General features: G+C 67.0%; 20 protein-coding genes. 11 read left to right on the forward strand and 9 right to left on the reverse strand.

Annotated features, from left to right (window positions below):
* Positions 1-473 precede the first annotated feature (473 nt).
* The 7 genes from ACFO6Q_RS09175 to ACFO6Q_RS09205 all read left to right on the forward strand — a co-directional run bounded on the left by ACFO6Q_RS09175 (position 474) and on the right by ACFO6Q_RS09205 (position 13,411).
* Positions 474-4,358 (forward strand): IPT/TIG domain-containing protein, encoded by a 3,885-nt coding sequence (locus ACFO6Q_RS09175; RefSeq protein WP_380020352.1) that lies wholly within the window; start codon positions 474-476, stop codon positions 4,356-4,358.
* Between the two features lies 1 nt (position 4,359).
* Positions 4,360-5,304, forward strand: coding sequence for a carboxypeptidase-like regulatory domain-containing protein (locus ACFO6Q_RS09180; protein WP_380020353.1), 945 nt, complete (start codon positions 4,360-4,362; stop codon positions 5,302-5,304).
* A gap of 209 nt (positions 5,305-5,513) precedes the next feature.
* Positions 5,514-6,503, forward strand: a complete 990-nt coding sequence (locus tag ACFO6Q_RS09185) for a hypothetical protein (RefSeq protein WP_380020354.1) — start codon at positions 5,514-5,516, stop codon at positions 6,501-6,503.
* Positions 6,500-7,444: a hypothetical protein gene (locus tag ACFO6Q_RS09190; protein ID WP_380020355.1), complete on the forward strand. Its 945-nt coding sequence runs from the start codon at positions 6,500-6,502 to the stop codon at positions 7,442-7,444. The genes ACFO6Q_RS09185 and ACFO6Q_RS09190 overlap by 4 nt, the downstream gene beginning before the upstream one ends.
* Positions 7,445-7,653: 209 nt before the next feature.
* Positions 7,654-8,580: a hypothetical protein gene (locus ACFO6Q_RS09195; RefSeq protein ID WP_380020356.1), complete on the forward strand. Its 927-nt coding sequence runs from the start codon at positions 7,654-7,656 to the stop codon at positions 8,578-8,580.
* Positions 8,581-8,925: 345 nt separating this feature from the next.
* On the forward strand, positions 8,926-11,481 hold the full coding sequence (locus ACFO6Q_RS09200; protein ID WP_380020357.1) for a hypothetical protein: 2,556 nt from the start codon (positions 8,926-8,928) through the stop codon (positions 11,479-11,481).
* Between the two features lie 103 nt (positions 11,482-11,584).
* Entirely contained in the window at positions 11,585-13,411 is a 1,827-nt protein-coding gene (locus ACFO6Q_RS09205; RefSeq protein WP_380020358.1) for a monovalent cation:proton antiporter-2 (CPA2) family protein, read from the forward strand.
* Positions 13,412-13,590: 179 nt separating this feature from the next.
* Here ACFO6Q_RS09205 and ACFO6Q_RS09210 read toward each other — a convergent pair whose 3' ends face one another.
* The 7 genes from ACFO6Q_RS09210 to ACFO6Q_RS09240 form a co-directional block, all read right to left on the reverse strand.
* The gene (locus ACFO6Q_RS09210) at positions 13,591-14,031 is read right to left on the reverse strand and encodes a protein YgfX (RefSeq protein ID WP_380020359.1); all 441 of its coding nucleotides are present in this window, start codon (positions 14,029-14,031) and stop codon (positions 13,591-13,593) included.
* Positions 14,028-14,261: an FAD assembly factor SdhE gene (locus tag ACFO6Q_RS09215; protein WP_380020360.1), complete on the reverse strand. Its 234-nt coding sequence runs from the start codon at positions 14,259-14,261 to the stop codon at positions 14,028-14,030. The genes ACFO6Q_RS09210 and ACFO6Q_RS09215 overlap by 4 nt, the downstream gene beginning before the upstream one ends.
* 4 nt (positions 14,262-14,265) lie before the next feature.
* Entirely contained in the window at positions 14,266-15,051 is a 786-nt protein-coding gene (locus ACFO6Q_RS09220; protein ID WP_380020361.1) for a succinate dehydrogenase iron-sulfur subunit, read from the reverse strand.
* Between the two features lie 126 nt (positions 15,052-15,177).
* Positions 15,178-16,968: a succinate dehydrogenase flavoprotein subunit gene (gene sdhA / locus ACFO6Q_RS09225; protein WP_380020362.1), complete on the reverse strand. Its 1,791-nt coding sequence runs from the start codon at positions 16,966-16,968 to the stop codon at positions 15,178-15,180.
* A 3-nt stretch (positions 16,969-16,971) separates the two neighbouring features.
* The gene (gene sdhD / locus ACFO6Q_RS09230) at positions 16,972-17,355 is read right to left on the reverse strand and encodes a succinate dehydrogenase, hydrophobic membrane anchor protein (protein WP_380020363.1); all 384 of its coding nucleotides are present in this window, start codon (positions 17,353-17,355) and stop codon (positions 16,972-16,974) included.
* Positions 17,352-17,747, reverse strand: coding sequence for a succinate dehydrogenase, cytochrome b556 subunit (gene sdhC / locus ACFO6Q_RS09235; protein WP_380020364.1), 396 nt, complete (start codon positions 17,745-17,747; stop codon positions 17,352-17,354). Before sdhC ends, sdhD begins: the two co-directional genes overlap by 4 nt.
* Before the next feature lie 60 nt (positions 17,748-17,807).
* Positions 17,808-18,140, reverse strand: a complete 333-nt coding sequence (locus ACFO6Q_RS09240; RefSeq protein ID WP_380020365.1) for a DUF1674 domain-containing protein — start codon at positions 18,138-18,140, stop codon at positions 17,808-17,810.
* A 119-nt stretch (positions 18,141-18,259) separates the two neighbouring features.
* Here ACFO6Q_RS09240 and ygfZ point away from each other — a divergent pair, with 119 nt between their 5' ends.
* Positions 18,260-19,093 (forward strand): CAF17-like 4Fe-4S cluster assembly/insertion protein YgfZ, encoded by an 834-nt coding sequence (gene ygfZ / locus ACFO6Q_RS09245; protein ID WP_380020366.1) that lies wholly within the window; start codon positions 18,260-18,262, stop codon positions 19,091-19,093.
* A gap of 417 nt (positions 19,094-19,510) precedes the next feature.
* On the forward strand, positions 19,511-19,948 hold the full coding sequence (locus ACFO6Q_RS09250; protein ID WP_380020368.1) for a cell wall hydrolase: 438 nt from the start codon (positions 19,511-19,513) through the stop codon (positions 19,946-19,948).
* Between the two features lie 83 nt (positions 19,949-20,031).
* Here the strand turns inward: ACFO6Q_RS09250 and ACFO6Q_RS09255 are convergent, their stop codons facing one another.
* A complete protein-coding gene (locus ACFO6Q_RS09255; RefSeq protein ID WP_380020369.1) occupies positions 20,032-20,508 on the reverse strand; it encodes an outer membrane lipoprotein in 477 nt (158 codons plus the stop codon).
* A 166-nt stretch (positions 20,509-20,674) separates the two neighbouring features.
* Here ACFO6Q_RS09255 and ACFO6Q_RS09260 point away from each other — a divergent pair, with 166 nt between their 5' ends.
* Entirely contained in the window at positions 20,675-23,176 is a 2,502-nt protein-coding gene (locus tag ACFO6Q_RS09260) for a winged helix-turn-helix domain-containing protein (protein ID WP_380020370.1), read from the forward strand.
* Positions 23,177-23,315: 139 nt separating this feature from the next.
* Complete coding sequence (locus tag ACFO6Q_RS09265; protein ID WP_380020371.1) at positions 23,316-24,914, forward strand: hypothetical protein; 1,599 nt, start codon at positions 23,316-23,318, stop codon at positions 24,912-24,914.
* Between the two features lie 96 nt (positions 24,915-25,010).
* Here the strand turns inward: ACFO6Q_RS09265 and ACFO6Q_RS09270 are convergent, their stop codons facing one another.
* Positions 25,011-25,532: a hypothetical protein gene (locus tag ACFO6Q_RS09270; RefSeq protein WP_380020372.1), complete on the reverse strand. Its 522-nt coding sequence runs from the start codon at positions 25,530-25,532 to the stop codon at positions 25,011-25,013.
* Between the last annotated feature and the right edge of the window lie 21 nt (positions 25,533-25,553).

The raw sequence follows: 25,553 nt of genomic DNA on the forward strand, positions 1-25,553 counted from the left end.
GGAGGCACGAACGTTTCGCGCGCAGGAAGTTCATCGCAATCCGCCGCAGGCACCCGGCGTCCGGACTGCGACCTGCCCCTTCCCCGGGCCATCCGCCGCGACGATTCGTTCCTGACCATCCAGGCAACGCCTTCGCACGACGACGCATGCCGCCGCGGCACGGCTCCGAACGTGCATCGACCCGCGCTCCCTGCTGCCGCCGACGCCGTGCCCCGGTTGCGCAACACCCCTGCCCCATCCGTCGAACGCTCCGGCGTATGCGATGCCGACCCTGCGCTAATAAAAATAAGAAAAACAAAACGCGAGAATAATCACAAATAGCCGTGCATTTTTGAAATGCTGGCTAACGATTTTGAATGATTATTGACTCGATCACGACAAACCGCTAATTCAAGCGCGCATTCAAAACCGTACGAATAATCCGAAAAACCGAGCAAGACCCATCATCGAACGGCCGCAGCAAAGGAGATGCGATGAAGGCACGTCCGTTTTCCGGCGTTTGGGCAAGGTTTTCGTTCACTCACTTCCCGGCTGCCGATCGCGGCGCCTCGCCGATCCGTCCGGCGCGCGCACGACTGCTCGGCGTGTTCCTGGCCTGGCTGATCGTCTGCCCGACGGCGGCATCCGCCGTGGCGATCACCTCGTTCGCGCCCACGCGCGGCGAGCCGGAAACTTCCGTCCGCATCAACGGCAGCGGTTTCAGCACCACCGCCGAGGACAACGCCGTCACGTTCAACGGAGTCCCCGCCGAGATCGACTCAGCGACCGCCACTCGGCTGACGGTGCGCGTACCGTACGACGCGATCAGCGGCCCGATCGCCGTGACGGTCGGCGGCCAGACCGCCGTCAGCAGCGGTACCACGTTCCGCGTCCCTCCGGAAATCCATGCGTTCACGCCCGGAGGGCGCGCCGGAGACAGCGTGACGATTCGCGGCATCAACTTCGGCGAAACGCCGGCGGCGAACCAGGTCGATTTCAACGGCACGCCAGCGAGCCTCGTCTCCGCCTCCGCCACGCAGCTCGTCGCGACCGTTCCCGCCGGCGCCACCGCCGGGCCGATCACCGTATCGGCCTACGGCTTCTCGAAAACGGCGCAATCCAGCTTCGCCTCTCTCGTCGCGCCGAGCGTCGCGGGCAGCGAGATCCTCTACGCCAGTTCGGTCTACAGCGGAGGTGTCGTCGCGATCGATGCGACCACCGGCGAGCCGTTCGCCGCGCTGATCACCGGTCGCGGGGCTGGCCCGATGATCGCCGACACCGCGGGCACGCGCCTGTACGTTCTCAATACGCACGAGAACACCCTGTCGGTCGTGGACACCGCCACCCACACGGTCCTGGCCACCCTCGCGACCGATGCGAATCCGGATGAGCTGGCGATCGAGGCGAGCGGAAACCACGTGTACGCCGTCGGCTCGTATCGCGTCACCGTCATCGACGCGCGCACGAACCAGGCCGTGGCTTCCATCGACCCGGGCATCGGGCTCGACCTCGGCTCCATCGTCAGCAGCGGCGCCGACCCGATCGGCAACATGCTGTACGTCTTCTACTCCGCCTATCGCAACAACAAGAACACCATCCACCTGGCGCGGATCGACATGGGCTCCGGCACGCTCGTCGACTCCCGGCAGATTCCCAATCTCTCCAATCCGTACCATCTGCGCGCGGACTTCGCCGGCGGAAGGCTGATCTTCGCCGACAACGGGCATCTGTACACGCTGGACCTCGCGAGCGGCATCGCCCGCGCCGCGTACGAGATCGGAGGCCCCAGGTCGGGACCGGAGATCGGCGCCACCATCGACCCCGTCTACGCCCTGACGCTGGACAAATTCTTCGCGATCGCCCTTTCGAGCGGAGCGGAACACTGGACGCTGCCGACGCCCGGCAATGCCAGGCAGATCGAGATCGGACCCGGCGAATCGGAGGCGTATTTCTCTGCGTTCGCCGGAAATGGCAACGCCCTTTCCGTCGTCGATCTGCACGCGCGCACCTTGGCGGCGACCATCCCGGCGGACGTCGGCGTCGTCTCGGCGCTGCGGACCAACATCGCCGGCGACCGGGCCCATCTGCTGGGTTATCAAGGCGAGCTGAAAACGATCGACACGGTGAACCGGCAGGTTCTCGGCAGCTCGCTGCTGGGCACCGCGGGATCGCTGCTCGTGGTCAACACCGTGACGGCGGATCGCCTCGCCGTAGTGCGGCGGCAGAACCGCCCGAGCTTCGACGACGTGTACGTCGACGTGCCGTTCGAGATCGTCGTGCAGGCCCAGCACGCAGGCGGTCCGACGACGGTCGTCGCCACCACGACCGTGAATCTCTCTCTTGCCCCCGGCGCCACGGGGAGCCTGAGCGGCCCGTCGAGCTGCACGATTCCGCCCGGCGGAAGCTATTGCCTGGTGCGCGACCTCGTCATCGACACCCGGCAGACCGACACCGCGCTGGTCGCGACCGCGACTTCCGGCGACGTGCTCGCCGCGGGCACCAGCCTGCCGTTCGCCGTCATCGGCACCGTCACGCCCACCATCACCAGCCTCGAACCCGGCCGCGGACCCGTCGGCGCCACGGTGCGGATCCTCGGCGCGGACCTGAAACAGGATGCCGCCATCGAGCCGGAGGTGTCCTTCAACGGCGTTGCGGCCGTGGTCGTCAGCAGCACGGACGAGGAGATCGTCGTGACCGTGCCTGCCGGCGCGACGACGGGACCGGTCTCGGTACGCGTTTCCGGCCACGCCGCGAACAGCCCGGCGGATTTCACCGTGCTTCCGGTGCCGTCGATCGCCATTACCGGGGCCGAGCCGAGATATGCACTCGCCACCGAGCCCTACGTGGTCACGGCCGTCGTGAGCAAGCCGTCGCCGGCCGATCCGGAACCGACGGGATCGGTCACCGTCACCGACACGAACAATCAGACGAGCTGCACGTTCGTCCTGCCGCAGACGACGTGCAGCATGACGGCGCCGATGAGCTCGCCGAACCTCGTCCTGCTCCAGGCGACCTACTCCGGCGACGACGTCTACGGGACGGTGAAATCGAACCTGGTCTCGCACCACATCGTCTTCCACATCGTGGCGCTCGAGATCAGCAACCTCATCCCGGAAACCATCCGCGCCGGGCAGAGTTCGCTGGTCTTCGTCAAGGTCAGACCGATCGCCCCGCCCGGGCCCAATTTCTATCCGATCGGCCCGATCCGGATCTCCGACGGAACCAACTGGTGCCTGTACGGCTACCTGACCGCGCCCGTCTCCGATGGCAGCTGCGAGCTGCCGGCCAGCGCCGCCGGACCGCGGACCCTGGTGGCGTATTCCCCCGGCGACTCCACCTTCGCGGCGGCGCAGTCCCCGCCGGTCGTCCAGTCGGTGAGTTCGCCCGGCGGAACGGCACCGCTGCCGCCCGGCACCGAGCTGTGCGGCTTCGAACCCAGCCCCGACGATCCGCCGCAAACCGGCTTCGTGCCGACCCAGCAGATTCCCGGCGCAATGACCTCGCTGGGAATCGAGCGGTCGATCACCGGTCTCGCGCCGCCGAGCGTGGCGATCACCTCGCCGTCGAACACCGGGATCGTCCATGGGCTTGCCGTCGACGTGGCCGGCACGTTCGAAGGTCCGGTCAACACCGGCATCACGGTCAACGGCGTCGTGGCGGCCACGGTCGGCGGACGCTTCCTCGCCGTGGCGGTGCCGGTGGAAGCGGGGCAGAACGATCTGCAGGCCGTCGCGACCACGATGACCGGAGCCACGGCCACCGCGACCGTTTCCGTGCAGGTCGACCCGGCCCCTCCGCCGATCGCCTTCGAGGCCAGCGACCAGGTCGGCCAGGTCGGATACGGCCCGTTCCGCGCCGCTTTCCGGCTGGTCCTCGACCATCTGCCGAGCGGCACGACGGCCGGCCATCTGAGCATCGACTTCGACGGCAACCGCTTCTGGGATTACGAAGGCCCGACGCCGGACGCCCCGAGCGCGTATCTGTACGCACATCCCGGCCTGTACCGCGCCCAGGTGAAACTCAACGGAAACACCTTCGCCGCCGAGCGCTACATCCTCGTTCGCGACCGGATCGTCCAGCGCAGCATGCTGTGTGACGTCTACGGATACCTGCGCGATCGCCTCGCGGCGCAGGACCTGACCGGCGCCGGTCATGCGTTCCACGAGGATCGCCGCGCCGAGTACCTCGACCTGCTGACGGCGCTCGGCGTCCAGATGCCGGTCTTCGCGCAACGGCTCGGAACCATCGCCGACGGCCAGTTCTCCGGCAGCATGGCCGACCTGCTGCTCGTCCGCGACCAGTCCGACCAGACGCGCAGCGGCTATCCGATGCGGCTGATGCAAGGCACCGACGGCGTCTGGCGCATCCTGGAAATGTGACGTGGCGCAGTCGACCCTCGGCCAATGGTCCCAACGCCTGCTGACGCTGGCCGGCCTGTTCTGCCTGTTCTACCTGTTCCTGGTGCTGATCCAGCCGTACCGCTTTCCCATAGTTCTTTCCGAGAAGCACGGTCGCGTGATCGACGCGCAGACGGGCAAGGGGCTGCCGGGCGTGGCTGTAATCGTGACCTACAACCTGTGGTCCTCCACGCCGATGCAGGCCGGCGACGGCGGCTGCATGCACCAGAAGATCGTCTGGACCGATGCCGACGGCTCCTACGTGATCCCCAACGCTTCGAAGGACATCGACGTCGCCGAAGACATGCTGCTGCGGATGGTGCCGGGGTACAGCAGGAACTACGGGTGGCTGCTGGAGTATTACAAGGAAGGTTACGTAGTGAAGGAAGATCTGGAGCGAATGATCGACACCATCGAAGGACGCCCCGTACCCCGCGTCACTCCAGTTGAACCGTATACGAAAAACGGGCCGGTCTACATCGTTCCACCAGTGGCTATGCAGAAGGCCGATATGGCGTCTTCACCCGCTATGGCGGATGCGTATATCGCAAGCATCGGCTCGATGGCAGCCGGCCTCAGATGTTTCATGGACGACAAAAGAAATCCCACGGCCTCCGTGAAGCTGCGAGGCGAAATGAAGACATCCGTCCGAAAGTTCATCTGCGATCTTCCACCCGAAAAAATCCTGGCAGAACTGGCTTTGCGCTTTTCTTTCAACGACTGCGCCGCCTCTCTCGGCATGAAGAAGATTCTGGAAAGGCAGGGCGAGGGAGCCGTACTGACAACTGGCGTCATGTGCGAGGCGTACGACTACGTCCCAGGCGAGTACGAGTGCCAGAGCCTGGAAAACCGAAAAATCCCTCCATTGCAGCTCGCGCCGCTCAAGCAACGACCACCGCCGCCCTACCCCGGAATAGGAAGAACGTGATGCGCAAGCACTTTGCTCGGCCGATGGTAGGACTCGCGGTACTGACCTTCTCCGGAACGATTGGTGCTGTCAGCCCCCACTCCCCAGCCTGCCGGCCATCACAGCCGGAATCGGGTGTCCTTGCCAGGATGTCGACGAGCGCACACCGAACTCCGCACCTTCATATTCCGCCAGTGCTCGCGAAGCGCTGAACTCGCCCCGGAGATGAAATGACGCAAACGACCCTCGGCCAATGGTCTCAACGCCTGCTGACGCTGGCCGGCTTGTTCTGCCTGTTCTACCTGTTCCTCGTGTTGATCCAGCCGTACCGCTTTCCCATAGTTCTTTCCGAGAAGCACGGTCGCGTGATCGACGCGCAGACGGGCAAGGGGCTGCCGGGCGTCGCGGTGATCGTGAACTACCACCTGTGGTCCTCCACGCCGATGCAGGCTGGCGATGGCGGCTGCATGCATCAGAAGATCGTCTGGACCGATGCCGACGGTTCCTACGTGATCCCCAACGCCTCGAAGGACATCGACGTCGCCGAAGACATGCTGCTGCGGATGGTGCCGGGGTACAGCAGGAACTACGGGTGGCTGCTGCTCTATTACAAGGACGGCTACGTGGTGAAGGAGGACGTGGAGCGAATGATCGACACTATCGAAGGACGCCCTGTGCCCCGCGTCACCCCAGTCGAACCGTATACGAAAAACGGGCCAATCTACATCGTTCCGCCGGTGCCGATGCTGCGTGCCGAAATAGCATCCTCGCCCGCGATGGCGGATGCGTATATTGCCAGCGTCCGCTCTTTGGCAATAGCCAGCCAATGCTCCTTGTATGAAGAAGAAAATTCCGAGGCATCCTGGCTGGTGCGAAGCGATATGGATAGATCTGTCAGAAAGCTGATCTGTGAGCTACCGCCCAACAGGATCTTGGCCAAGGAAGCCAGGGCCGGCGGCACTTCCTACGACTGCCCTTTGGTCATGGGCATAAAAAGGATTCGGGAAAGGAAAGGCGAAGGCACTCCGCTGACGACGGGTGACTTGTGCGAAGCCTACAAATACGTTCCTCAGGACGATGAGTGTTCCGAACGCCCCAAACCTGATCGCTTGATCATTCCACCGCCTCGGACGCCGACGAGTAGACCCGTCCTGAACTCTGCACCTTCATATTCCGACAGCGCTTACAAGAGCGCTGAACGCACCCGGGAGATGAAATGACGCAGACGACCCTCGGCCAATGGTCCCAACGCCTGCTGATGCTGGCCGGCCTGTTCTGCCTGTTCTACCTGTTCCTCGTGCTGATCCAGCCGTACCGCTTTGCCAAGGTCCTCGCCGAGAAGCATGGCCGCGTCGTCGACGCGACGACGGGCAAGGGGCTGCCGGGTGTCGCCGTGATCATGAACTACGGCCTGTGGTCTTCAACGCCAATGAAGGCCGGCTACAGCGGCTGCATGCACCAGAAGATCGTCTGGACCGACGCCGACGGTTCCTACGTGATCCCCAACGCCTCGAAGGACATCGACGTCGCTGAGGACATGCTGCTGCGGATGGTGCCGGGGTACAGCAGGAGCTATGGGTGGACGCTGCTCTACTACAAGGAGGGCTACGTAGTGAAGGAGGAACTGAAGCGAATGGTCGACACCATCGAAGGACGCCCCGTGCCCAGCGTCGTCCCGTTCGAGCCGTATACGAGGAACGGGCCGATCTACGTCGTTCCGCCAGTGCCTATGCAGAATGCCGATATGGCGTCCTCACCCGCTATGGCGGATGCGTATATCGCCAGCATCGGCTCGATGGCAGCCGGCCTCAGATGCTTCATGGACGACAAAAGAAATCCCACGGCCTCCGTGAAGCTGCGAGGCGAAATGAAGACATCCATCCGAAAGTTCATCTGCGATCTTCCACCCGAAAAAATCCTGGCAGAACTGGCCTTGCGCTTTTCTTTCAACGACTGCGCCGCCTCTCTGGGGATGAAGAAGATTCTGGAAAGGCAGGGCGAGGGAGCCGTACTGACAACTGGCGTCATGTGCGAGGCGTACGACTACGTCCCAGGCGAGTACGAGTGCCAGAGCCTCGAAAACAGAAAAATCCCTCCATTGCAGCTCGCGCCGCTCAAGCAACGACCGCCGCCGCCCTACCCCGGCATAGGAAGAACGTGATGCGCAAGCACTTTGCTCGGCCGATGGTAGGACTCGCGGTATGGACCTTCTCCGGAACGATTGGTGCTGTCAGCCCCCACTCCCCAGCTTGCCGGCCGTCACAGCCGGAATCGGGTGTCCTTGCCAGGATGTCGACGAGCGCACACCGAACTCCGCACCTTCATATTCCGCCAGTGCTCGCGAAGCGCTGAACTCGCCCCGGAGATGAAATGACGCAAACGACCCTCGGCCAATGGTCTCAACGCCTGCTGACGCTGGCCGGCTTGTTCTGCCTGTTCTACCTGTTCCTCGTGTTGATCCAGCCGTACCGCTTCGCCAAGGTCCTCGCCGAGAAGCACGGTCGCGTCGTCGATGCGCAGACGGGCGAGGGGCTGTCGGGCGTCGCCGTCATCATGAACTACGGCCTGTGGTCTTCCACGCCGATGCAGGCCGGCTACAGCGGCTGCTTGCACCAGAAGATCGTCTGGACCGATGCCGATGGCTCCTATGTGATCCCCAACGCCTCGAAGGACATCGACGTCGCCGAAGACATGCTGCTGCGGATGGTGCCGGGGTACAGCAGGAGCTATGGGTGGACGCAGCTCTACTACAAGGAGGGCTACGTAGTGAAGGACGAACTGAAGCGCATGGTCGACACCATCGAAGGACGCCCCGTACCTAGCATCGTCCCGTTCGAGCCGTATACGAGGAACGGCCCAATCTACATCGTTCCGCAGGTTCTGATGCAACAAGCCGACATGACTTCCTCGTCGGTGATGGCCGATGCCTACATTGCAAGTATTCGCTCGCTGGCCATAGCCAGCCAATGCTCCTTGTATGAAGAAAAAAGTTCCGAAGCGTCTCGGCGACTTCGGAGTGATATGGAGCGATCCGTCAGAAAGCTGATCTGCGATCTGCCATCCGACAAGATCTTGGCCAAGGAGGTCCGGGGCGGCACTTCGTACGATTGCCCTTTAGCTATGGGTATAGAAAAGATTAGAAAAAGGAAAGGCGAAGGCGCTCTGCTGACAACGGGTGACTTGTGCGAAGCCTACAAATACGTTCCTCAGGACGATGAATGTTCTGAACGCCCCAAACCTCACCGCTTGATAATTCCATCGCCTCAAGCTCAGAAATCTTTTAAATCACACGATTGAAGCATGGAGAATGCGATGCTCAGGCACGTCGCGAGACTCATTACTTTGCCGATGATGCTCATGGTCGGCGCTGAATCGGCTTCCGCCTTCGAGACAGATACGCACGGCTTGATTACTTACAATGCCTACAAGCGGTCTGCCCTTTTCGGTCAAGGCGACCCCTCGGTGCGCCATACTTTCGGGCTGGATCGTCTGCCTACAGAATCTCCATTTACTACTCAATGGTCGACTGAGGCTTACGTCGGCTACTTCGACAATTTTCCCGTTTTCTCCCCTTACAGGTACCCACCTCCACCCTCAGAGACCGACTACATACGCTTGCCGCACGAATACGAGCGCTGCCAGATGAGGACCCTTCAGTCAGCTGGATGGTTTGGTGGACTAGATAACCAAAACATAGACAACGTCAGCGGAACTCTTTCCATTCAAAACTGGCTCATCCGCGGAGCAATCCGGGAAGACGATCTCCGGTCAGGCTATAAACAAAGACCAGGATGCGATGTTATCCGCCCGGATAATGATCCACGCGGCAACATCATGCGGGTACTCAATCACTTCTATGATCCGGTTCATGACCTGTCGCTTGCGGGCGGCTATATGCACGAATCAAAGTCGGTCGACTGGGCATTAGGTCTGCGAGACAGCTTTGCTCCCGCGCCTGTCCAACATCCAGTGCGAGAAAATCACTTCAGCTACGCCGACGCGCGCCATCAGATGTGGCTGGCGCTGACCGATCAGCTGGGTACTTCCGTGCTGCCCTACACCGCGGCAGCGCGTGAAACCGACGCGGAGCATCGACTGTTCCGCTGGGCCACGGTATTCCGCTCGCTGGGCGATGTCGTGCATCTGCTACAGGATGGCGCACAGCCCCAGCACGTCCGCGACGATGCACATTCTCCGTTTCAATCGCCTGCGCGTCAGGCCTACGAGGCATATACGAATTGGCGGGTCATGGCTCCCGGAATATTGATTTCGGGATACGACAACACCTACCTCTCCGGCTTCTACAAACAGAACGATCAGATCCGCCCACCCGTACCGGTCCTCGGCAACTACCCGGTCCCGACGTTCTCCACCCCACTGCGCTTCTTCACGACGCGACAGCAAGGCGAAGGACCGGAGGCGCCGACGTCGAACCGCCACGGCCTGATGGACTACACCAACCGCACGTTCTTCACCGCCGGCACGCTGCCGCAGTCGTCGGGCGACGCATTCCTGCAGCCGCCGGCGCCGATCGACGAGACGCAGGGCTACGTGCGATCGAGCGCCCCGTGCCGGATCGGCAACCTGCTGGCCGACCGCCTCTCCAATACCCGCTGCGTGCATTGGACGCGCCCCGCGCTCGACACGGTGGCTCCGGGCTACGCGGACACCCTTCCTCCGACGGCCAGCGGTCCGCCGTTCGCCGCGCCGCCGATGGTGACCGAAAGCGCGCTGGGGCTGGTGCGCGACATTCTCGGCACCTCGATCGAGCCGCGCTACGCGATCGGTCTGGAAGAGCTGGAGACGATGGGCAATCTCGGCGTTCCGCGCGCCATCGCCTACAGCGCGGGTCTGATCGACTACTTCTTCCGCGGCCGGCTGACGCTGTCCGCACCGCCCGACGGGCTGTTCGGCGTGCTCGACCAAGGCACGCCGCACACGGTGCTCGACGGCGTTCCGCTGCTGGACGACGGCAGCAACCGCACGTTCGGCTTCACGACGATCCGCGTGCGCGCGCGCAACAGCACCGGCGACGAGAACGGCCGGCTGATCGAGTCCGCGACCGGCCGCGTGGTGCCGCAGACGATGCGCGGCGGCAGGGACTCCACCGGCGACGCCACCGGCATGCTGGTCGCGATCGCGCGCTATCACCGCAACCCGTGCTACTGGCGCGACCTGTCGGGCGAGTACGTGTTCCGGTTCGCCGCGGACTACACGCCACAGCCGCCGTTCGTACCGTCCGGCTGCCAGTGGGAGGACCTGCGCTCCAATGTGCCGGAGATCTCGGTATCCAGGCCGCTGTATGTCGACGCCGGCGGCAACCTGCCGGGCGTGCCGGCGGGATCGGAAAGCACCTGCGCGAACGTCGGCAACATCAACACCGGCGCCGTCGGCAACTGCGAAGACGACAGCGCGCTGCTCGAATTCGATTTCGCGGACGATCCGATCCCGGCCAACGCGACCGACCTTTTCCTGCAGGTCGCCTATCGCGGGCCGCTGGGAGACGAACAGGACGGCATCGCCGTCGGCGCCATCGACCTGATCGAGCCGCAGTACTTCACGTCCTGGAACCACACCGACTGGTACCTGTACGAGGACCAGTGGCTGCGGCCGGAAAACGCACCCGATCCGCCGGGAGCGCAGGAAGCCGCCGCGGTGTCGCTGGAGCGCTTCTCGGTCTGCTTCGGCCAGCAGCTGATCGGCCAGCTGCCGCTGCCGGCGCAGCTCGCTCCGGCCGAGTTCGTGCGCATCGCCTACCTCACCGACCGGCAGACGGCTCCGCTGGGAACCGTGGCGACGTTCCCCGGCGGCCCGACCGTGGCCCGCGCCGCCTCGGAACAGCTGACCCTGCCGCGCCAGTCGGACCGGGAATACGGCGGAATCTTCGACATCCGGCCGTGGTACTACGGCCGCGGCACGACGCTGGGCATGGACACCACGCTGTACTACAAGGTGTACACCGGAAGCTGGTGGAACTACCGCTTCCCGCAGGCTGCGGCCCTGCTGCCTCCGATCGGCAGCGCCGCGGGGCCCGGCGTTCCGGTGCGGATGACGACCGCGTTCGCAGGCGCCCCGGCCGCCGTGTGCCAGGCCCACTTTCCGCCGATCCCCGCGCAGACGGCCGGCCTGAAGCGGCGCATCGATGCGCCGGACGGCCGACGCACGGGCGGCATCGCACCGGAGGCCGAGCAAATCTGAGGCCGTTGCTGCCAAAGCACAGCGGCTGAGGCATCATCCCCTTCGTCACACGTGCCGCGCCGAGCCGGCGCGGTCGGGCTTGCGCGAAGAACGAAGGATCCGGATGAGTGTTGCAGAAGGCACCGGCGAACTGGTGCGCGTCGTCGCCCTGCTCGGCTCGGCCGTGGTCATGGTGCCGATCTTCCGGCGCCTGGGCCTCGGCTCGATCCTCGGCTACCTCGCCGCGGGCCTGTTGATCGGGCCGTTCGGACTGGGCTGGTTCTCCGATCCCACCGCGATCCTGCACGTCGCCGAGCTTGGCGTGGTGATGTTCCTGTTCGTCATCGGGCTGGAGATGCAGCCCTCGCACCTGTGGAACCTGCGGCGCGAGATCTTCGGCCTGGGCACCGTGCAGATCGGCGTGTGCGCACTGGTGCTGACCGGCGTGCTGCTCGCCTTCGGTTTCGCACTGCCGGTCGCCTTCATCGGCGCGATGGGCTTCGTGCTCACCTCCACCGCCACCGTGGTGCAGCTGCTCGGCGAGCGCGGCGACCTGGCCCTGCCGCACGGGCAGCGGATCATTTCCGTGCTGCTGTTCGAGGACCTGCTGATCGTGCCGCTGCTCGCGCTGGTCGCGTTCATGTCGCCGCACGCGGTCGAAGGCGACGCCGTCTCGCGCTGGCAGACGGTCGGCGTCGCGCTGGCCTCGCTCGGCGGGCTGGTCGCGGCGGGCCTGTGGCTGCTCAATCCGCTGTTCCGCATCCTCGCCGCCTCGCGCGCGCGCGAGGTCATGACTGCCGCCGCCCTGCTCGTCGTGCTCGGCGCGGCGCTGCTGATGCAGCTCGGCGGCCTGTCGATGGCGATGGGCGCGTTCCTGGCCGGCGTGCTGCTCTCCGAATCGAGCTTCCGCCACCAGCTGGAAGCGGACATCGAACCGTTCCGCGGCATCCTGCTGGGCCTGTTCTTCCTCGCCGTCGGCATGTCGCTCGATCTGGGCGTGGTCGCACGCAACCTGCCGCTGATCCTCGGCGGCGTGGTGGCGATGATGATCGCCAAGGCGGTGTGCATCTACGCGGTGGCGCGGCTGCTGCGCGCAAGCCACGCCGAAGCGCTGGACCGCGGCGTGGTCATGGCGCAGGGCGGCGAATTCGCTTTCGTGCTCTACTCCGCCGCCGCCGCGGCCGGCGTCATCGATGCGCCGTTCAACGCGAGCATCACGGCGATCGTGGTGCTGTCGATGGTGCTGACGCCCGTCTGCGTGCTGGTCCTGCAGCGCCTGGCGCGCAGCAGTGCGCCTTCGATGGAGGACGTCGACCTCGCCGAAGGCCTCAGCGGCAACGTGCTGATCATCGGCTTCGGGCGCTTCGGCCAGGTCGTCAGCCAGGCGCTGCTGGCGCGCGGCTACGACGTGGCGATCATCGACACCGATACCGACATGATCCGCTCCGCCGCGGAGTTCGGTTTCAAGATCTACTACGGCGACGGCCGTCGCGCCGACGTGCTGCGCGCCTCCGGCGCGGGCGAGGCGCGCGTGATCGCCGTATGCGTCGACGACCGCACCGCGGCCAAGGCCATCGTCGAACTCGCGCGGCACGAATTCGCGCAGGCGAAGCTGCTGGTGCGCGCCTACGACCGCCGCCACGCCGTGGAACTGGTCGGCCAGGGTGTGGACTACCAGGTGCGCGAGACCTTCGACGCGGCGATCGCCTTCGGCGAAGCCGCCCTGCGCGCGCTCGGCGTCGACGCCGACGCGGCACGCGAAACGGCGGAAGAAGTGCGCCGCCGCGACGCGGAGCGGTTCGTGGTCGACGTGACCGAAGGCCTGCGCGTCGGCCGCCACCTGCTGATCGGCAACCAGCCCAAGCCGACGCCGCTGACGAAGCCGCAGCGCGAGAGCGTGGCGCTGAGCGAGGAAACCGCCGAGGTTGCGGCGCGCGAGACGGCGTCGTAGCCGGATACGACGCAAGACGGCTCTTGCACGCCTTGCAGGCACTCTGACGGAACTTCGAGAAACCCCCAATCGTCATCCCCGCGAAAGCGGGGATCCATTTTGATTTCCTCCAGCGGGATTGAAAGCAAATGGATTCCCGCTTTCGCGGGAATGACGAACGTGTCCGAAGTTCCTTCGACTCAACGGATCGCAGCGGAATCCAGGCTCGTGTCGCCGTCGCGCGCCAGGCGCAGGATCAGGCGCCGGCGCGTGTCGGCGTCGAGGTTGTCCGGCGCCAGCAGCAAACGGAACCGCGCCCGCGGTGCATGACGGAAAGCGAGCGAGAGCAACGCGCCCAGACGGACGTGCGATTCGAGCACGGCGGCGTGCTCGCGGCCGTCGCGGTCGAGCAGGATCCAGCCGGACTCGCGCCAGGCGGCGCGGCGAAAGTGCGGCCGCATGTGCCTGCGCAGCGCCAGCGCGCCGAACGCGATCGCGCCCGACGACAGCAGCGCGCCCGACGTCCACGGCAGGCTCGTCGCCCACGGCGCCAGTGCGGCGAGCAAGACGCCGACCGCGACCGCCGCACCGATGCGGCGCGAGGGCCGGACGTCGAACGCGATCGCGGGCGCCGGCTTCATCGGCGACGGATTTCCTCGACGAGGACGGCGAAGCCCGGATCGGCGGGCTCGGAGTGACCCATCAGCCAGTCCCACAGGTCGGGGTCCTGCACGTCGAGCAGGCGGTCGAAATCGGCGCGGCGCCACTCGTCGGCGTGGGCATAGCATTCGGCCAGCCAGCGCCCCAGCAGGGCGTCCAGCTCGCGCGTGCCGCGGCGGCAGCGCCAGCGCAGGCGCGCCTCCTCGCTCATCGCCTCAGCCCGCGCGCTCGGCGATCAGCTTCTTCGTCTCGGCGATCGCCTTGGCCGGGTTCAGGCCCTTCGGACAGGTGCGCGCGCAGTTCATGATCGTGTGGCAGCGGTAAAGCTTGAACGGATCTTCGAGCTCGTCCAGGCGCGCGCCGGTGTCCTCGTCGCGCGAGTCGACGATCCAGCGATACGCCTGCAACAACACCGCCGGTCCGAGGTAGCGGTCGCTGTTCCACCAGTAACTCGGGCACGAGGTGGTGCAGCACGCGCACAGGATGCATTCGTAGAGACCGTCGAGCTTGGCGCGGTCCTCCTTCGACTGCAGGCGCTCCTTGTCCGGCGGCGGCGGCGTCTCGGTGCGCAGCCACGGCTTGACCGAGGCCAGCTGCGCGTAGAAATGCGTCAGGTCGGGAACCAGGTCCTTGACCACCGGCATGTGCGGCAGCGGGTAGATCTTCACGTCGCCGCTGCCGCAGTCCTCGATCGCCTTGGTGCAGGCCAGCGTGTTGGTACCGTCGATGTTCATCGCGCAGGAACCGCAGATGCCCTCGCGGCAGGAACGGCGGAACGTCAGCGTCGAGTCGATCTCGTTCTTGATCTTGATCAGCGCGTCGAGAACCATCGGCCCGCACGCGGCCATGTCCACCTCGTAGGTGTCCACGCGTGGGTTCTCGCCGTCCTCGGGCGTCCAGCGGTAGACGCGGAACGTGCGCAGCTTCTTCGCGCCGGGCTTGGCCGGGAAGTGCTTGCCGCCTTTGATCTTGGAATTCTTCGGAAGGGTGAATTCGGCCACGTTCGCCTCGACGTCATTCCCGCGAAAGCGGGAATCCAGTGTGATCTCGTTGCAACAACCGGGAAACGGATTCCCGCTTTCGCGGGAACGACGCGCCGATGCGGGTCATTCCCGGTTCCGCATTCCTCAGTACACGCGCTTTTTCGGCGGCACCGGCTCGACGTCCGTGGTCAGCGTGTTCATGTGCACCGGACGGAAATCGAACGAGCACGCGCCCTTCGCGTCGACGTTCACCAGCGTGTGCTTCATCCAGTTGACGTCGTCGCGCTCGGGATAGTCCTCGCGCGCGTGCGCGCCGCGGCTCTCGTGGCGCTGCTCGGCGGAGTTGATCGTTGCGACCGCGTTGTAGAGCAGGTTCTGCAGCTCGTAAGTCTCGATCAGGTCGGAGTTCCAGACCAGCGAGCGGTCCGCCACCTTCACATCCTCGAACGAGGCGAACACCTGCGTCATCTTCGCGCAGCCTTCCTGCAGCGACTTCTCGGTGCGGAACACCGCGGCGTCGGCCTGCATCGTCTTCTGCATGTTGGCGCGGATTTCCGCGGTCGGCATCGATCCGTTCGCGTGGCGCAGGCGGTCCAGGTTCGCCAGCGCCTGGTCGCAGGCCGAAGCCGGCAGCGCCTTGTGCGGCTGGCCGGGCTTGATCGTCGCCGCACAGCGCTGCGCGACCGCGCGGCCGAACACGACCAGATCCAGCAGCGAATTCGAGCCGAGGCGGTTGGCGCCATGCACCGACACGCAGGCCGCCTCGCCGATCGCGTACAGGCCCGGCACGACCGAATCGTTGTCGTCGCCGCGCTTGCGTACGACTTCGCCGTGATAGTTGGTCGGCACGCCGCCCATGTTGTAGTGCACGGTCGGGATGACCGGGATCGGCTCCTTGGTCACGTCCACGCCGGCGAAGATGCGCGCCGATTCGGAGATGCCCGGCAGCTTCTCGTGCAGCACCTCGGCGCCGAGGTGCTGCAGGTTCAGGTGGATGTGATCCTTGTGCTCGCCGACGCCGCGGCCTTCGCGGATCTCGATCGTCATCGAGCGGCTGACCACGTCGCGCGAGGCGAGATCCTTCGCGTTCGGCGCGTAGCGCTCCATGAAGCGCTCGCCGTTCGAGTTGGTCAGATAGCCGCCCTCGCCGCGCGAACCCTCGGTGATCAGGCAGCCGGAGCCGTAGATGCCGGTCGGATGGAACTGCACGAACTCCATGTCCTGCAGCGGCAGGCCGGCGCGCAGCACGAGGCCGCCGCCGTCGCCGGTGCAGGTGTGCGCGGAGGTCGCGCTGAAGTAGGCGCGGCCGTAGCCGCCGGTCGCCAGCACCACGCCGTGTGCGCGGAACAGGTGCAGGGTGCCCTCGGCCATGTCCAATGCGAGCACACCGCGGCAGGCGCCCTCCTCGTCGAAGATCAGGTCGAGCGCGAAGTATTCGACGAAGAAGCGCGCGTCGTGCTTGAGCGACTGCTGGTACAGCGTGTGCAGGATCGCGTGGCCGGTGCGGTCGGCCGCGGCGCAGGTACGCTGCGCGACGCCCTTGCCGTAGTCGGTGGTCATGCCGCCGAACGGGCGCTGGTAGATCTTGCCCTCGTCGGTGCGCGAGAACGGCACGCCGTAGTGCTCCAGCTCGATGATCGCGGCCGGCGCTTCCTTGCACATGTACTCGATCGCGTCCTGGTCGCCGAGCCAGTCGGAGCCCTTGATCGTGTCGTAGAAATGGAAGCGCCAGTCGTCCGGCCCCATGTTGCCGAGCGCGGCGGAAATGCCGCCCTGCGCGGCGACCGTGTGCGAGCGCGTCGGAAACACCTTGGTGATGCACGCGGTCGAAAGCCCGGTGGCGGCGAGGCCGAAAGTCGCGCGCAGCCCGGCGCCGCCGGCGCCGACCACCACGATGTCGACCTTGTGTTCCTGGATCTTGTAGCTCGAGGCCATCGGTCAGCGTCCCAGCGCGATGCGGATGACGGCGAGCGCGCTGGCCGCGCCGCCGAGGAAGCAGAGGAACTTGATCGCGATCTGCAGCGCGACTTCGAGCCAGCGCGTGTGCACGTAGTCCTCGACCACGACCTGCAGGCCGAGCTGTGCGTGCCAGAACACCGCGACGATGAAGGCCAGCATCAGCACGGCGTTGAACGGTTGCGCGACCAGCGCGCGTGCCGCGGCGTAGTCGCCGTGCAGCGCGCTCAGCACCGTCCACACGAACCACAGCGACAGGAACAGCAGCGCGACCGCGGTCAGGCGCTGCACGATGAAATGATGGACGCCCTGCTTGGCCGAGCCGAGGCCGAGCGCGTTCTTCAGCGGCGTGCGCAGCTGGCTCATGCGCCACCCCGCTGCGCGAACACGCATACCCACACCAGCACCGTCAGCAGCACGCTGCCGGCGACGACCATCCAGCCGTTGCGCACGAACTGCGCCGGCAGATAGCCCAGGCCCGCGTCCTGGAGAAGGTGACGGATGCCGTTGAGCAGATGGTAGGCCAGCGACCAGGTCCAGCCGGCCAGCAGAAACAGGCCGATCCACGAAGCGCAGAAGGCCTGCACCTTCGCGTAGGCTTCCGGCCCGGACGCCAGCGCAAGCAGCGCGACGACGAGCAGGATCGTACCGGCGGCGAGCGCGACGCCCGTCGCGCGGTGCAGGATCGAGGTGACCATCTGGATCTGCCAACGGTAGATCGAGAGGTGCGGCGATAGCGGTCGCGCGGTAGCTGGCATGGCTGGCTCGTGCTGACGTTGTTGGGGGCCGCCGCGCTCCTGACGACGCGCGAGTTCGCATCAGAAATCGATGCAGCGGCCGTTCTTTTCCCAATCCCCGTAACGGGTCGGATCAGGCCCCGACTCACGTCCGCCCACTTCCGCTTCCGATCGGCTCGCGGCAGGCGCAAGCGCTCCGTCTTCGACACGTTCGCTCGAAGGCGCCTTCGCTGATTCGGTTGGGGATTGGGTGTCGGACATGGTGCAGTGCGGCGCGAAGGTTAAACCCAGCGAGGCCCGCTGACAATGTTTTTGCGATCGGCCGTGGCTTTTGCGATCGTCCTTGATCGCCGCAGCCGTCACGGCATTGATCGCAGAACGGCCGCAGCTTCGGCGATTCCCGCGGTCATCCATGGCCGCACTTCTCACGTGGAGCAAAGAGCGCTTCACGGTGCAGGCCTGGATGGTGGCGAAGCGTCGGTCCGTACGACGCGATGCTAGGCTTGAACCTCGACCTGCCGGATACGACATCGATGCTCATGCCGCTCTGCCCCGCCGAACTGCTTGCTCTCTCCGGAGCCGACGCGCCGTCCTTCGCGCAGGCGCAGTTCACCAGCGACGTGAACGCGCTGGCGCCGGGACGCTGGCAGTGGAGCGCGTGGCTCGATGCACAGGGCCGCGTGCGCCACTTCTTCGTGCTGATGCGCGTGGAGCCGGACCGCCTGCTCGCCTGGCTGCCGCTCGGCGGTGCGGAGGCGATGCGCGAGGCGCTCGCTCGCTACGTGTTCCGCGCCAAGGTCACGCTGACCGTGACCACGGGCTGGAATCTCCATGCCACGCCCGAAGGCGAGCTCGACGCGGCGATCGACGCGCAGGAAATCGTGCCGCACCTGGGCGGCTACGCGTTTCGCCAGCCGGCGCGGCGCATCGCCGTCGTCGCGCCGTCGTCCGCGCAGGAGGCGGACGACGCGGCGCTGGATCGATGGCGCGCGGACGACGTCGCCGCCGCGCTGCCGCTGCTGGCCCCGGCACTGGCCGGCGAATTCGTGCCGCAGGCGCTCGGACTCGAGCGCCTCGATGCGATCCGCTTCGACAAGGGCTGCTATCCTGGACAGGAAATCGCCGCCCGCCTGCACTTTCGCGGCGGCAACAAGCGCACCGTGCACCGGCTGCGCGTGCAAGGAAGTCCGCCGGCTATCGGCGAGGAGCTTCTCGACGCGGACGGAGCGATCGCGGGACGCGTCCTCTATTCGACCTCCTCGTCCGCCGATGTCGCCACGGCGCTGGCCGTTCTGTCGATCGGAACGGCGCACGACGCAGCATTGCGCACCGCATCGGGACGAACCGTTTCCGTATTGGACATCTAGACATATAGACGTCTATACGCCTTTGCGTGCGAATCATCACGGAGAAATTCGTCCCGCTTCGCGCCTGCACGAAACTGAATGCTCGTTCAGCCCCGAGGGAGACAAGCGTTTTCTCTTCGCGTAATCTCCCGCTCCGCGCCCCGGAGGGCGCGAACGAATTTCTAACGATCGCACGTTCGCGGTCGACACCGTCGGAGCAAGAGACCACGGTTTGATGCACCCGATGTTGGAGCGACTGCCGGGGTGGCAGACGCAACCAACAGGCGCAGTCGCAGCGACTTTCTCGCGCGCGCGCCGCAGCTTCGCAATCCAAACGGCTGAAACGCGCGATGTTCCGTCAGGACGTCGCGAACTCGCTCCGTTCGCTTCGTGCGTCCGGTGTTCGCGAGGCGCGGAGGCCGAGAGTTGAGGTGAAAAATGAAGCTCTCCTTCCTGCTGTGGCTCGCTTCGGCGTTGCCGCAACCGGCGTCCGATCAGATCTGTCTGGCGGCGACGGTCTACCTCGAAGCGCGCAGCGAGTCGCAGACCGGCCAGATGGCGGTCGCCGAAGTCGCGATGCGGCGACGCGAAAGCGGACGCTGGGGCAAGACGGTCTGCGACGTCGTGCGTGCACCCGGCCAGTTCGCCACGGCGACGCTGAGCCCGGGCGTGGTGCTGGACAATCCCGAGGCGTGGAAGAAGGCGTGGAAGATCGCCGGCCGTTCGATCGCGATGTGGTCGCTGCCGATCGACCAGCGCACCTTCGTCGTGCCGAACGCCTTCTATTTCGTCGTCGCCGATTCGGTCTGGCCGGCTTGGGCCAAGGGTCCGCCGCTGGCGACGATCGGCGCGCACAATTTCTACCGCATCAACTGATCGCGAACCGCCCTGCGACTCGCAACGAAAAACGGCGCAGGCTCGCGCCTGCGCCGTTTCTTTTTCCGATGTAGCGGCAAGCCTCAGCGCAGCAGCATCAGGCGATTGTCGCGAATCATCACGCGATCGCCCGGACGCAGGTCGCCGTTGTCCCACTGCGTGACCGTGGCCCAGCGGCCGTCGTCCAGACGCACGCGGAACTGCCAGGCTTCGCGGCCGCCGCCGTCGTTGCCGTGGCGTTCGACCGCGTTGCCGGCGAAGCCGCCGGCGACCGCGCCGGCGACCGTGGCCGCGGTACGCCCGTCGCCCTTGCCGACGGTGCTGCCGAGCACGCCGCCGATGATCGCGCCGAGCACGGCGCCGCCGCCGCTGGTCGCGTTGTCGCGCACGTAGACGCGATCGACTTCGCGGATCACGCCGCAGCGATGCGAACAGTCGAAACGCGCGCGACGCTGGTAGTAGTCGTCGTCGTAGCGAACACCCGGCGCCGTCGCGGCACAACCCGCCAGGGAAACCATCACGGCGCCGGTCAGGGCCGCCGAAAGCCATTTGCTCGTCATTGCTGAACTCCGGTTTGGTGGACGGGTTCCTACATGCTCGCGCGTCGATGATAAAGAAGCCATGAATGCCACGCACCGGCGTTTGCCGCCGACACCGGCCGGCGCCGACACCCGCCGACGCACATGCGCGGAAAAAACCTCCGGCCCGCACGCTAAACTGGCGCGGATGACCCGCCCGATCTATCGCTTCGGCGACTACCGCATCGACCCCTCCGCACGCGAACTGCAGCATGCGGGCGAGCTGGTCGTGCTGTCGCCGAAGGTCTTCGACAGCCTCGCCTATCTGATCGAGCACCGCGACCGCGCCGTCGGCCGCGACGAGCTGATCGCCGCCGTGTGGGGCAAGGCCGACGTCAGCGACACCCTGCTCGGCCAGACCGTGCTGAAGGCGCGCCGGGCGGTCGGAGACACCGGCAACGAGCAGAACGCGATCCGCACCGTGCCGCGCTTCGGCTATCGCTGGGTTGCACCGATCCAGGTCGAGGCCGCGGCCGAGGAAACGCCGGCGGCGACGGCCGAGACCGAGCGCATGGCCGCGGAAACCGCGGCGCCGGCCGCCACACCGTCGCCGTCCGCTCCCGCCGTGGCCCCGCCCGTTCGCCAGGCCGGTGCGAATTTCCGCCCTCGCATCGCCGCCTTCGCGGCGTTCGCGGCAGCGCTCGTCGTCCTCTCCGCGGCCGGCTTCTGGTGGCACGCGCGCAGGGACGCGACCGTGCCGGCGACGCCGGCGACCACCGCGCAGACGCAGCCGACCCCCGACGCGGCCGCGGTGCTGCCGGTCGACGTCGACGCCGGCGGCGAATGGACCTGGCTGCGCCTGGGCCTGATGGATCTCGTCGCGACGCGCCTGCGCAATGCCGGCCAGACGGTCGTGCCGGCCGACAACGTGGTGGCCCTCGCGCGCGAGAACGGCGGCAACGGTGCCGCTCACCGCGTCAGGGAAGCGACCGGCGCGCGGCTGATCGTCCTGCCGAGCGCCTCGCGCAGCGGCTCGGAATGGATCGTGCACCTGCTGCTGCGCGCCGACGGCGGCGATCGCGAAGTCGAGGCGCGCAGCACCGACGTGATCGAGGCCGGGCGCGCCGCCGCCGACCGGCTGCTCGCCGTGCTCGGCAAGTCGCCGGCCAAGCTCGCCCCGGATGCGCCGGACGCCTCGCTCGCCGAGCGGCTGTCGCGCGCCGAGGCCGCCCTGCTCACCGACGACCTCGACGGCGCGCGGCGCCTGCTCGAAACGGCGCCGCCCGGCGCGCAGAAGGCGCCCGAACTGCGCCTGCGCCTGGCCCAGATCGATTTCCGCGCCGGCCAGTTCGACCACGCGCGCGGCCTGCTCGACGCGCTGCTGGAGGAGGTTTCCGAGGAAACCGATCCGGTGCTGCGCGCACGCATCCTCAACGGCTCCGGCGCGGTCGCCGTGCGCCAGGACAAGAACGCCGACGCCGAACGCGATTTCGGCGAGGCGATCGCCCTGCTGGAGAACCGCAACCAGCCGGCCGCGCTCGGCCAGGCCTACACCGGACGCGGCATCGCCTACGCGCAGCAGGCGCGCCTGGACCTCGCCGCGGCCGACTTCTCGCGGGCGCGCATCGCGCTGGAGCTCGCCGGCGACACCCTGGCCCTGGCCCGCGTCGAAGCCAACGAGGGCATCGTCGACGGCAAGCGCGGCCGCTACGCCGACGCGCTGTCCTCGCACGAACTCGCCGCGCAGCGCTTCGAGCGCTTCGGCGCGCTGAACGAACTGATCCTCACGCTCGCCAATGCCGCCGAAGCGCAGCTCGCCCTGCTGCGTCCGGCCGACGCGCTGGCGACCAGCGATCGCGGCTGGGCCCTGCTCGGCCGGCTGGAAAACCCGAACACGCGGCACAGCTTCCAGATCACGCGCGTCGAGACGCTGGCGGAGAACGGCCGCCTGCTCGAGGCCCGCGCCCTGCTGCGCGAATTGCTCGGGGCGATTCCGCACGACGGCGATCCGGCCATGCTCGGGCGCGTGCAGGCCGTGCAGGCCCGCACCGACCTCCTCGACGGCCAGCCCGCCGCCGCGGCCGCGCTCGCCAGCGCGGCGCTGGAACGCCTGAGCGCACCGGACTACCTGCGCGACCGCGCCGGCGCCTGGCTGACGCTGGTGCGGGCCCTGCGCGCGCAGGGTCGCGACGAGGAGGCGGCCGTCGAGGTCGGACGTCTGGCCGCCTGGACGGCCACCCTCTCGCGCGCCTCGCAGCCGCTCGCCGCGGCGCTGGTGGCGGCCCTGGCCGAGGCCGAGCAGCGCTGGGCCGAACGCCGCCTGGACGAGGCCCGCGACGCCTACGAGAAGACCCTGCGCCTGGCCGAGCAGCAGGCCGTGCCGGGGGACATCGCCGAGGTGGTGATCTCCTACGGCAGCAGCCTGATCACCGACGGCGAGGTACAGCGCGCCGCCGCGGTGGTCGGCCAGGTCGCCCGCTGGGCCGACCGCGACTTCGGCTGCGCCCTGCTGCAGGTGCGGCTGTACCGCGCCCTCGGCCACGAGGACGCCTGGCGCGCCGCCCTGAAGCAGGCGCGGGCGCTGGCCGGCGAGCGCAGCATTCCGGCCAATCTGACCGCGCCACCGGAGCATCCGGTCGCGACCCGCGAAACCCGGCGGATTTCCCAGGAAAATCAAGTCGCTGACGCAGCGCGAACGCTGCGCGAATGAAGCGCGAATGCGGCTCGCGGCAACCGCCCGGACACTCGGTCGGGCCCGCCGTTGCGCGGGCGTTTTTCTCTGTCACCTCGACACCGCGACCGGCCGGCCCGTGCCGGGACGTCGCGGCGTCCCATATGGATATCCCTACATGCGCTCGATGCTGTCCGCTGCCGTCCTCGCCCTGCTCGCCGGTTCCGCCCAGGCCGGAACCTTCAACGACCTCGCCACGCCCGGGGCACAACTGACCGGGCTGTCCCGCAACGGCCGCGTCGCCGGGCTGTACGGCGTCGACACCGGCTGGCGCTGGGCCAAGGACATCGGCGTGAGCACGATCGCCGACTTCGCCGAAGCCCGCGGCATGAATCCCTGGGGCCAAGCCCTGGCCGGCGGCACCCTCGACGACGACGGCAACCAGGTCGCTGCCCTCGCCTACAGCAACAGCGACCTCGTCGGCGGCCCGTCGGTGATCGGGCCGTGGCCCGGCGGCCTGGCGCAGGACGGCTTCCTCAGCGCGGCCTTCGACGCGTCCGAGAACGGCGTCGCGGTCGGCCTGGCGGTGGACGAGACCGGCACCTACTTCGCCTTCCGCTGGAGCGCCGCCGAAGGCATGACGAAACTGCCGGTGAACCGCCCGCAGAGTTCCTCGCGCGCCAACAAGGTCAGCGCCGACGGCAACACGATCGTCGGCTGGAATGACCAGGACAACGGCTTCCGCAGCGGCGTGATCTGGAGGAACGGCACCGCGCTGGATCTGGCCGACGCCAATGGCGTGCCGGTCGGCGAGGCGACCGCCGTCTCCGCCGACGGCCGCATCGTGGTCGGCGAACGCTACTTCAACACCACCACCCTCAAGTTCGAGGCGTGGCGCTGGACCGAGGAAACCGGCGTGCAGGCGCTCGGCTGCCTGACCACCGACTTCGGCTGTGACGCCACCTCCGCGCGTGCGCTCAGCGACGACGGCAACGTGATCGTCGGCGACTCGGTGAGCGGCGGCGTCTACGTGGCGACGGCGTGGACGCCGGAAGGCGGCATGCAGCTGCTGGCCGACTATCTCGCCGCCCACGACGTCGAGGTGCCGGCCGGGTGGACCCTGCAGAGCGGCAACGGCATCTCGGCCGACGGCAAGACCATCGGCGGCTGGGGCGCCAGTTCGGGTTCGAAGAACTCGTTCGTCGCCGACATGCACGAGGCGCCGCCGACCGAGGCGATCGTCGAGGTGCACGGCACGGTCGAGTGGAACGATCTGCCGGAAGGACCGTTCGCCGGCATCGAGGTCGGCACGCCGGTCAGCATGACGTTCCGCGCCACCACGGTCGACGCGGCCGAAATCGAACCGGGCCGGCACACCGGCTATCCGATCGTGCTCGACAGCTTCCAGCTGGATGCGGGCGGCGCCACCGACTCGCTGGTGCCGACCGCGGCCGGCCCGCTGCTGCGCATCTCCAACGACTACCCGATGTCCGACGGCATCCACGTGTTCGAAACCGCGATGGCCACCCAGGGCCAGACGATGGAGTTCGAGCTGTTCGGCGCCGGCAGCGGCCCCTACGCGGGCGGCCTGTTCGACTCCGATGACCTCGACCGCATCAACCGCACGTTCGGCGCGGAGTTCTTCGACAAGATCTCGTGGGTGATCTCGCAGCAGGGCGGCAGCTTCGGCATGTTCATGGCGCTGGATTCGGTCAGCATCCACGACGACGTGCCGAACGACGACGCGATCTTCGCGGACGGCTTCGAGCAGCCGTAAGCGCACGCTTTCCCAAGCGGCCCCGCCGTCCGGTCTCTCTCACCGGCGGCGGGTTTTTTTACGGGCGGCCGGCGCGATGCCGGGGCCGCGGAGAGTTCACTTGCCGGTACGGCTCCAGGCGGCGACGCGACCATCGCGGTCGAATTCGACGCTGCCGCCCTTGTCGTCCGGGAAGTACATGACGTCGCCGAACACGCCGGCCTTGACCTTGCCGGGCACGCCGAGCAGCTGCTTGACCTGGCTCCAGGTCATGCCCATGCGCAGCGCAGTCCAGTTCTTCGCGTCCTGCCAGCGCGGCGGCGCGGCCGGTGCCGCGGGAGCCGCCGAAGCGGCCGGCGCGGTGGTCTTGTCTTCCAGCTTGGAAACGCGCTGCTCCAGCGTGTTCGGCGCGGCCGCCGTCGCCGGCGCGGCGGCGCCGACCTTGCGCTCCAGCGCGGCCACGCGGCGCTCCAGCTCCGCCGACGGCGACTCGCCCGCCTTCGCCTCGAGTTCCGACACGCGCTGCTCCAGCGCGCGCAGGCGCGCGGCGACGGTGCTTTCGTTCGGCGGGGCCGCCGACGCGAGGCCGCCCGCGAACGCGGCCGCCAAACCGATGCCCAGCCAAGTCCTACGCGACATATCGCCAGCCCTCGCTGCAGA

The organism is Dokdonella ginsengisoli (genome assembly GCF_042652785.1).
Classification (GTDB): Bacteria; Pseudomonadota; Gammaproteobacteria; order Xanthomonadales; family Rhodanobacteraceae; genus Dokdonella_A; species Dokdonella_A ginsengisoli.

Bases quoted from the DNA above. Each gene is read 5' to 3' on its own strand.
- ACFO6Q_RS09175 (WP_380020352.1), top strand. From the start codon at position 474: ATGAAGGCACGTCCGTTTTCCGGCGTTTGGGCAAGGTTTTCGTTCACT.
- ACFO6Q_RS09185 (WP_380020354.1), top strand. From the start codon at position 5,514: ATGACGCAAACGACCCTCGGCCAATGGTCTCAACGCCTGCTGACGCTG.
- ACFO6Q_RS09190 (WP_380020355.1), top strand. From the start codon at position 6,500: ATGACGCAGACGACCCTCGGCCAATGGTCCCAACGCCTGCTGATGCTG.
- ACFO6Q_RS09195 (WP_380020356.1), top strand. From the start codon at position 7,654: ATGACGCAAACGACCCTCGGCCAATGGTCTCAACGCCTGCTGACGCTG.
- ACFO6Q_RS09200 (WP_380020357.1), top strand. From the start codon at position 8,926: ATGAGGACCCTTCAGTCAGCTGGATGGTTTGGTGGACTAGATAACCAA.
- ACFO6Q_RS09205 (WP_380020358.1), top strand. From the start codon at position 11,585: ATGAGTGTTGCAGAAGGCACCGGCGAACTGGTGCGCGTCGTCGCCCTG.
- ACFO6Q_RS09210 (WP_380020359.1), bottom strand. From the start codon at position 14,031: ATGAAGCCGGCGCCCGCGATCGCGTTCGACGTCCGGCCCTCGCGCCGC.
- ACFO6Q_RS09215 (WP_380020360.1), bottom strand. From the start codon at position 14,261: ATGAGCGAGGAGGCGCGCCTGCGCTGGCGCTGCCGCCGCGGCACGCGC.
- sdhA (WP_380020362.1), bottom strand. From the start codon at position 16,968: ATGGCCTCGAGCTACAAGATCCAGGAACACAAGGTCGACATCGTGGTG.
- sdhD (WP_380020363.1), bottom strand. From the start codon at position 17,355: ATGAGCCAGCTGCGCACGCCGCTGAAGAACGCGCTCGGCCTCGGCTCG.
- sdhC (WP_380020364.1), bottom strand. From the start codon at position 17,747: ATGCCAGCTACCGCGCGACCGCTATCGCCGCACCTCTCGATCTACCGT.
- ACFO6Q_RS09240 (WP_380020365.1), bottom strand. From the start codon at position 18,140: ATGGATGACCGCGGGAATCGCCGAAGCTGCGGCCGTTCTGCGATCAAT.
- ygfZ (WP_380020366.1), top strand. From the start codon at position 18,260: ATGCTCATGCCGCTCTGCCCCGCCGAACTGCTTGCTCTCTCCGGAGCC.
- ACFO6Q_RS09250 (WP_380020368.1), top strand. From the start codon at position 19,511: ATGAAGCTCTCCTTCCTGCTGTGGCTCGCTTCGGCGTTGCCGCAACCG.
- ACFO6Q_RS09255 (WP_380020369.1), bottom strand. From the start codon at position 20,508: ATGACGAGCAAATGGCTTTCGGCGGCCCTGACCGGCGCCGTGATGGTT.
- ACFO6Q_RS09260 (WP_380020370.1), top strand. From the start codon at position 20,675: ATGACCCGCCCGATCTATCGCTTCGGCGACTACCGCATCGACCCCTCC.
- ACFO6Q_RS09265 (WP_380020371.1), top strand. From the start codon at position 23,316: ATGCGCTCGATGCTGTCCGCTGCCGTCCTCGCCCTGCTCGCCGGTTCC.
- ACFO6Q_RS09270 (WP_380020372.1), bottom strand. From the start codon at position 25,532: ATGTCGCGTAGGACTTGGCTGGGCATCGGTTTGGCGGCCGCGTTCGCG.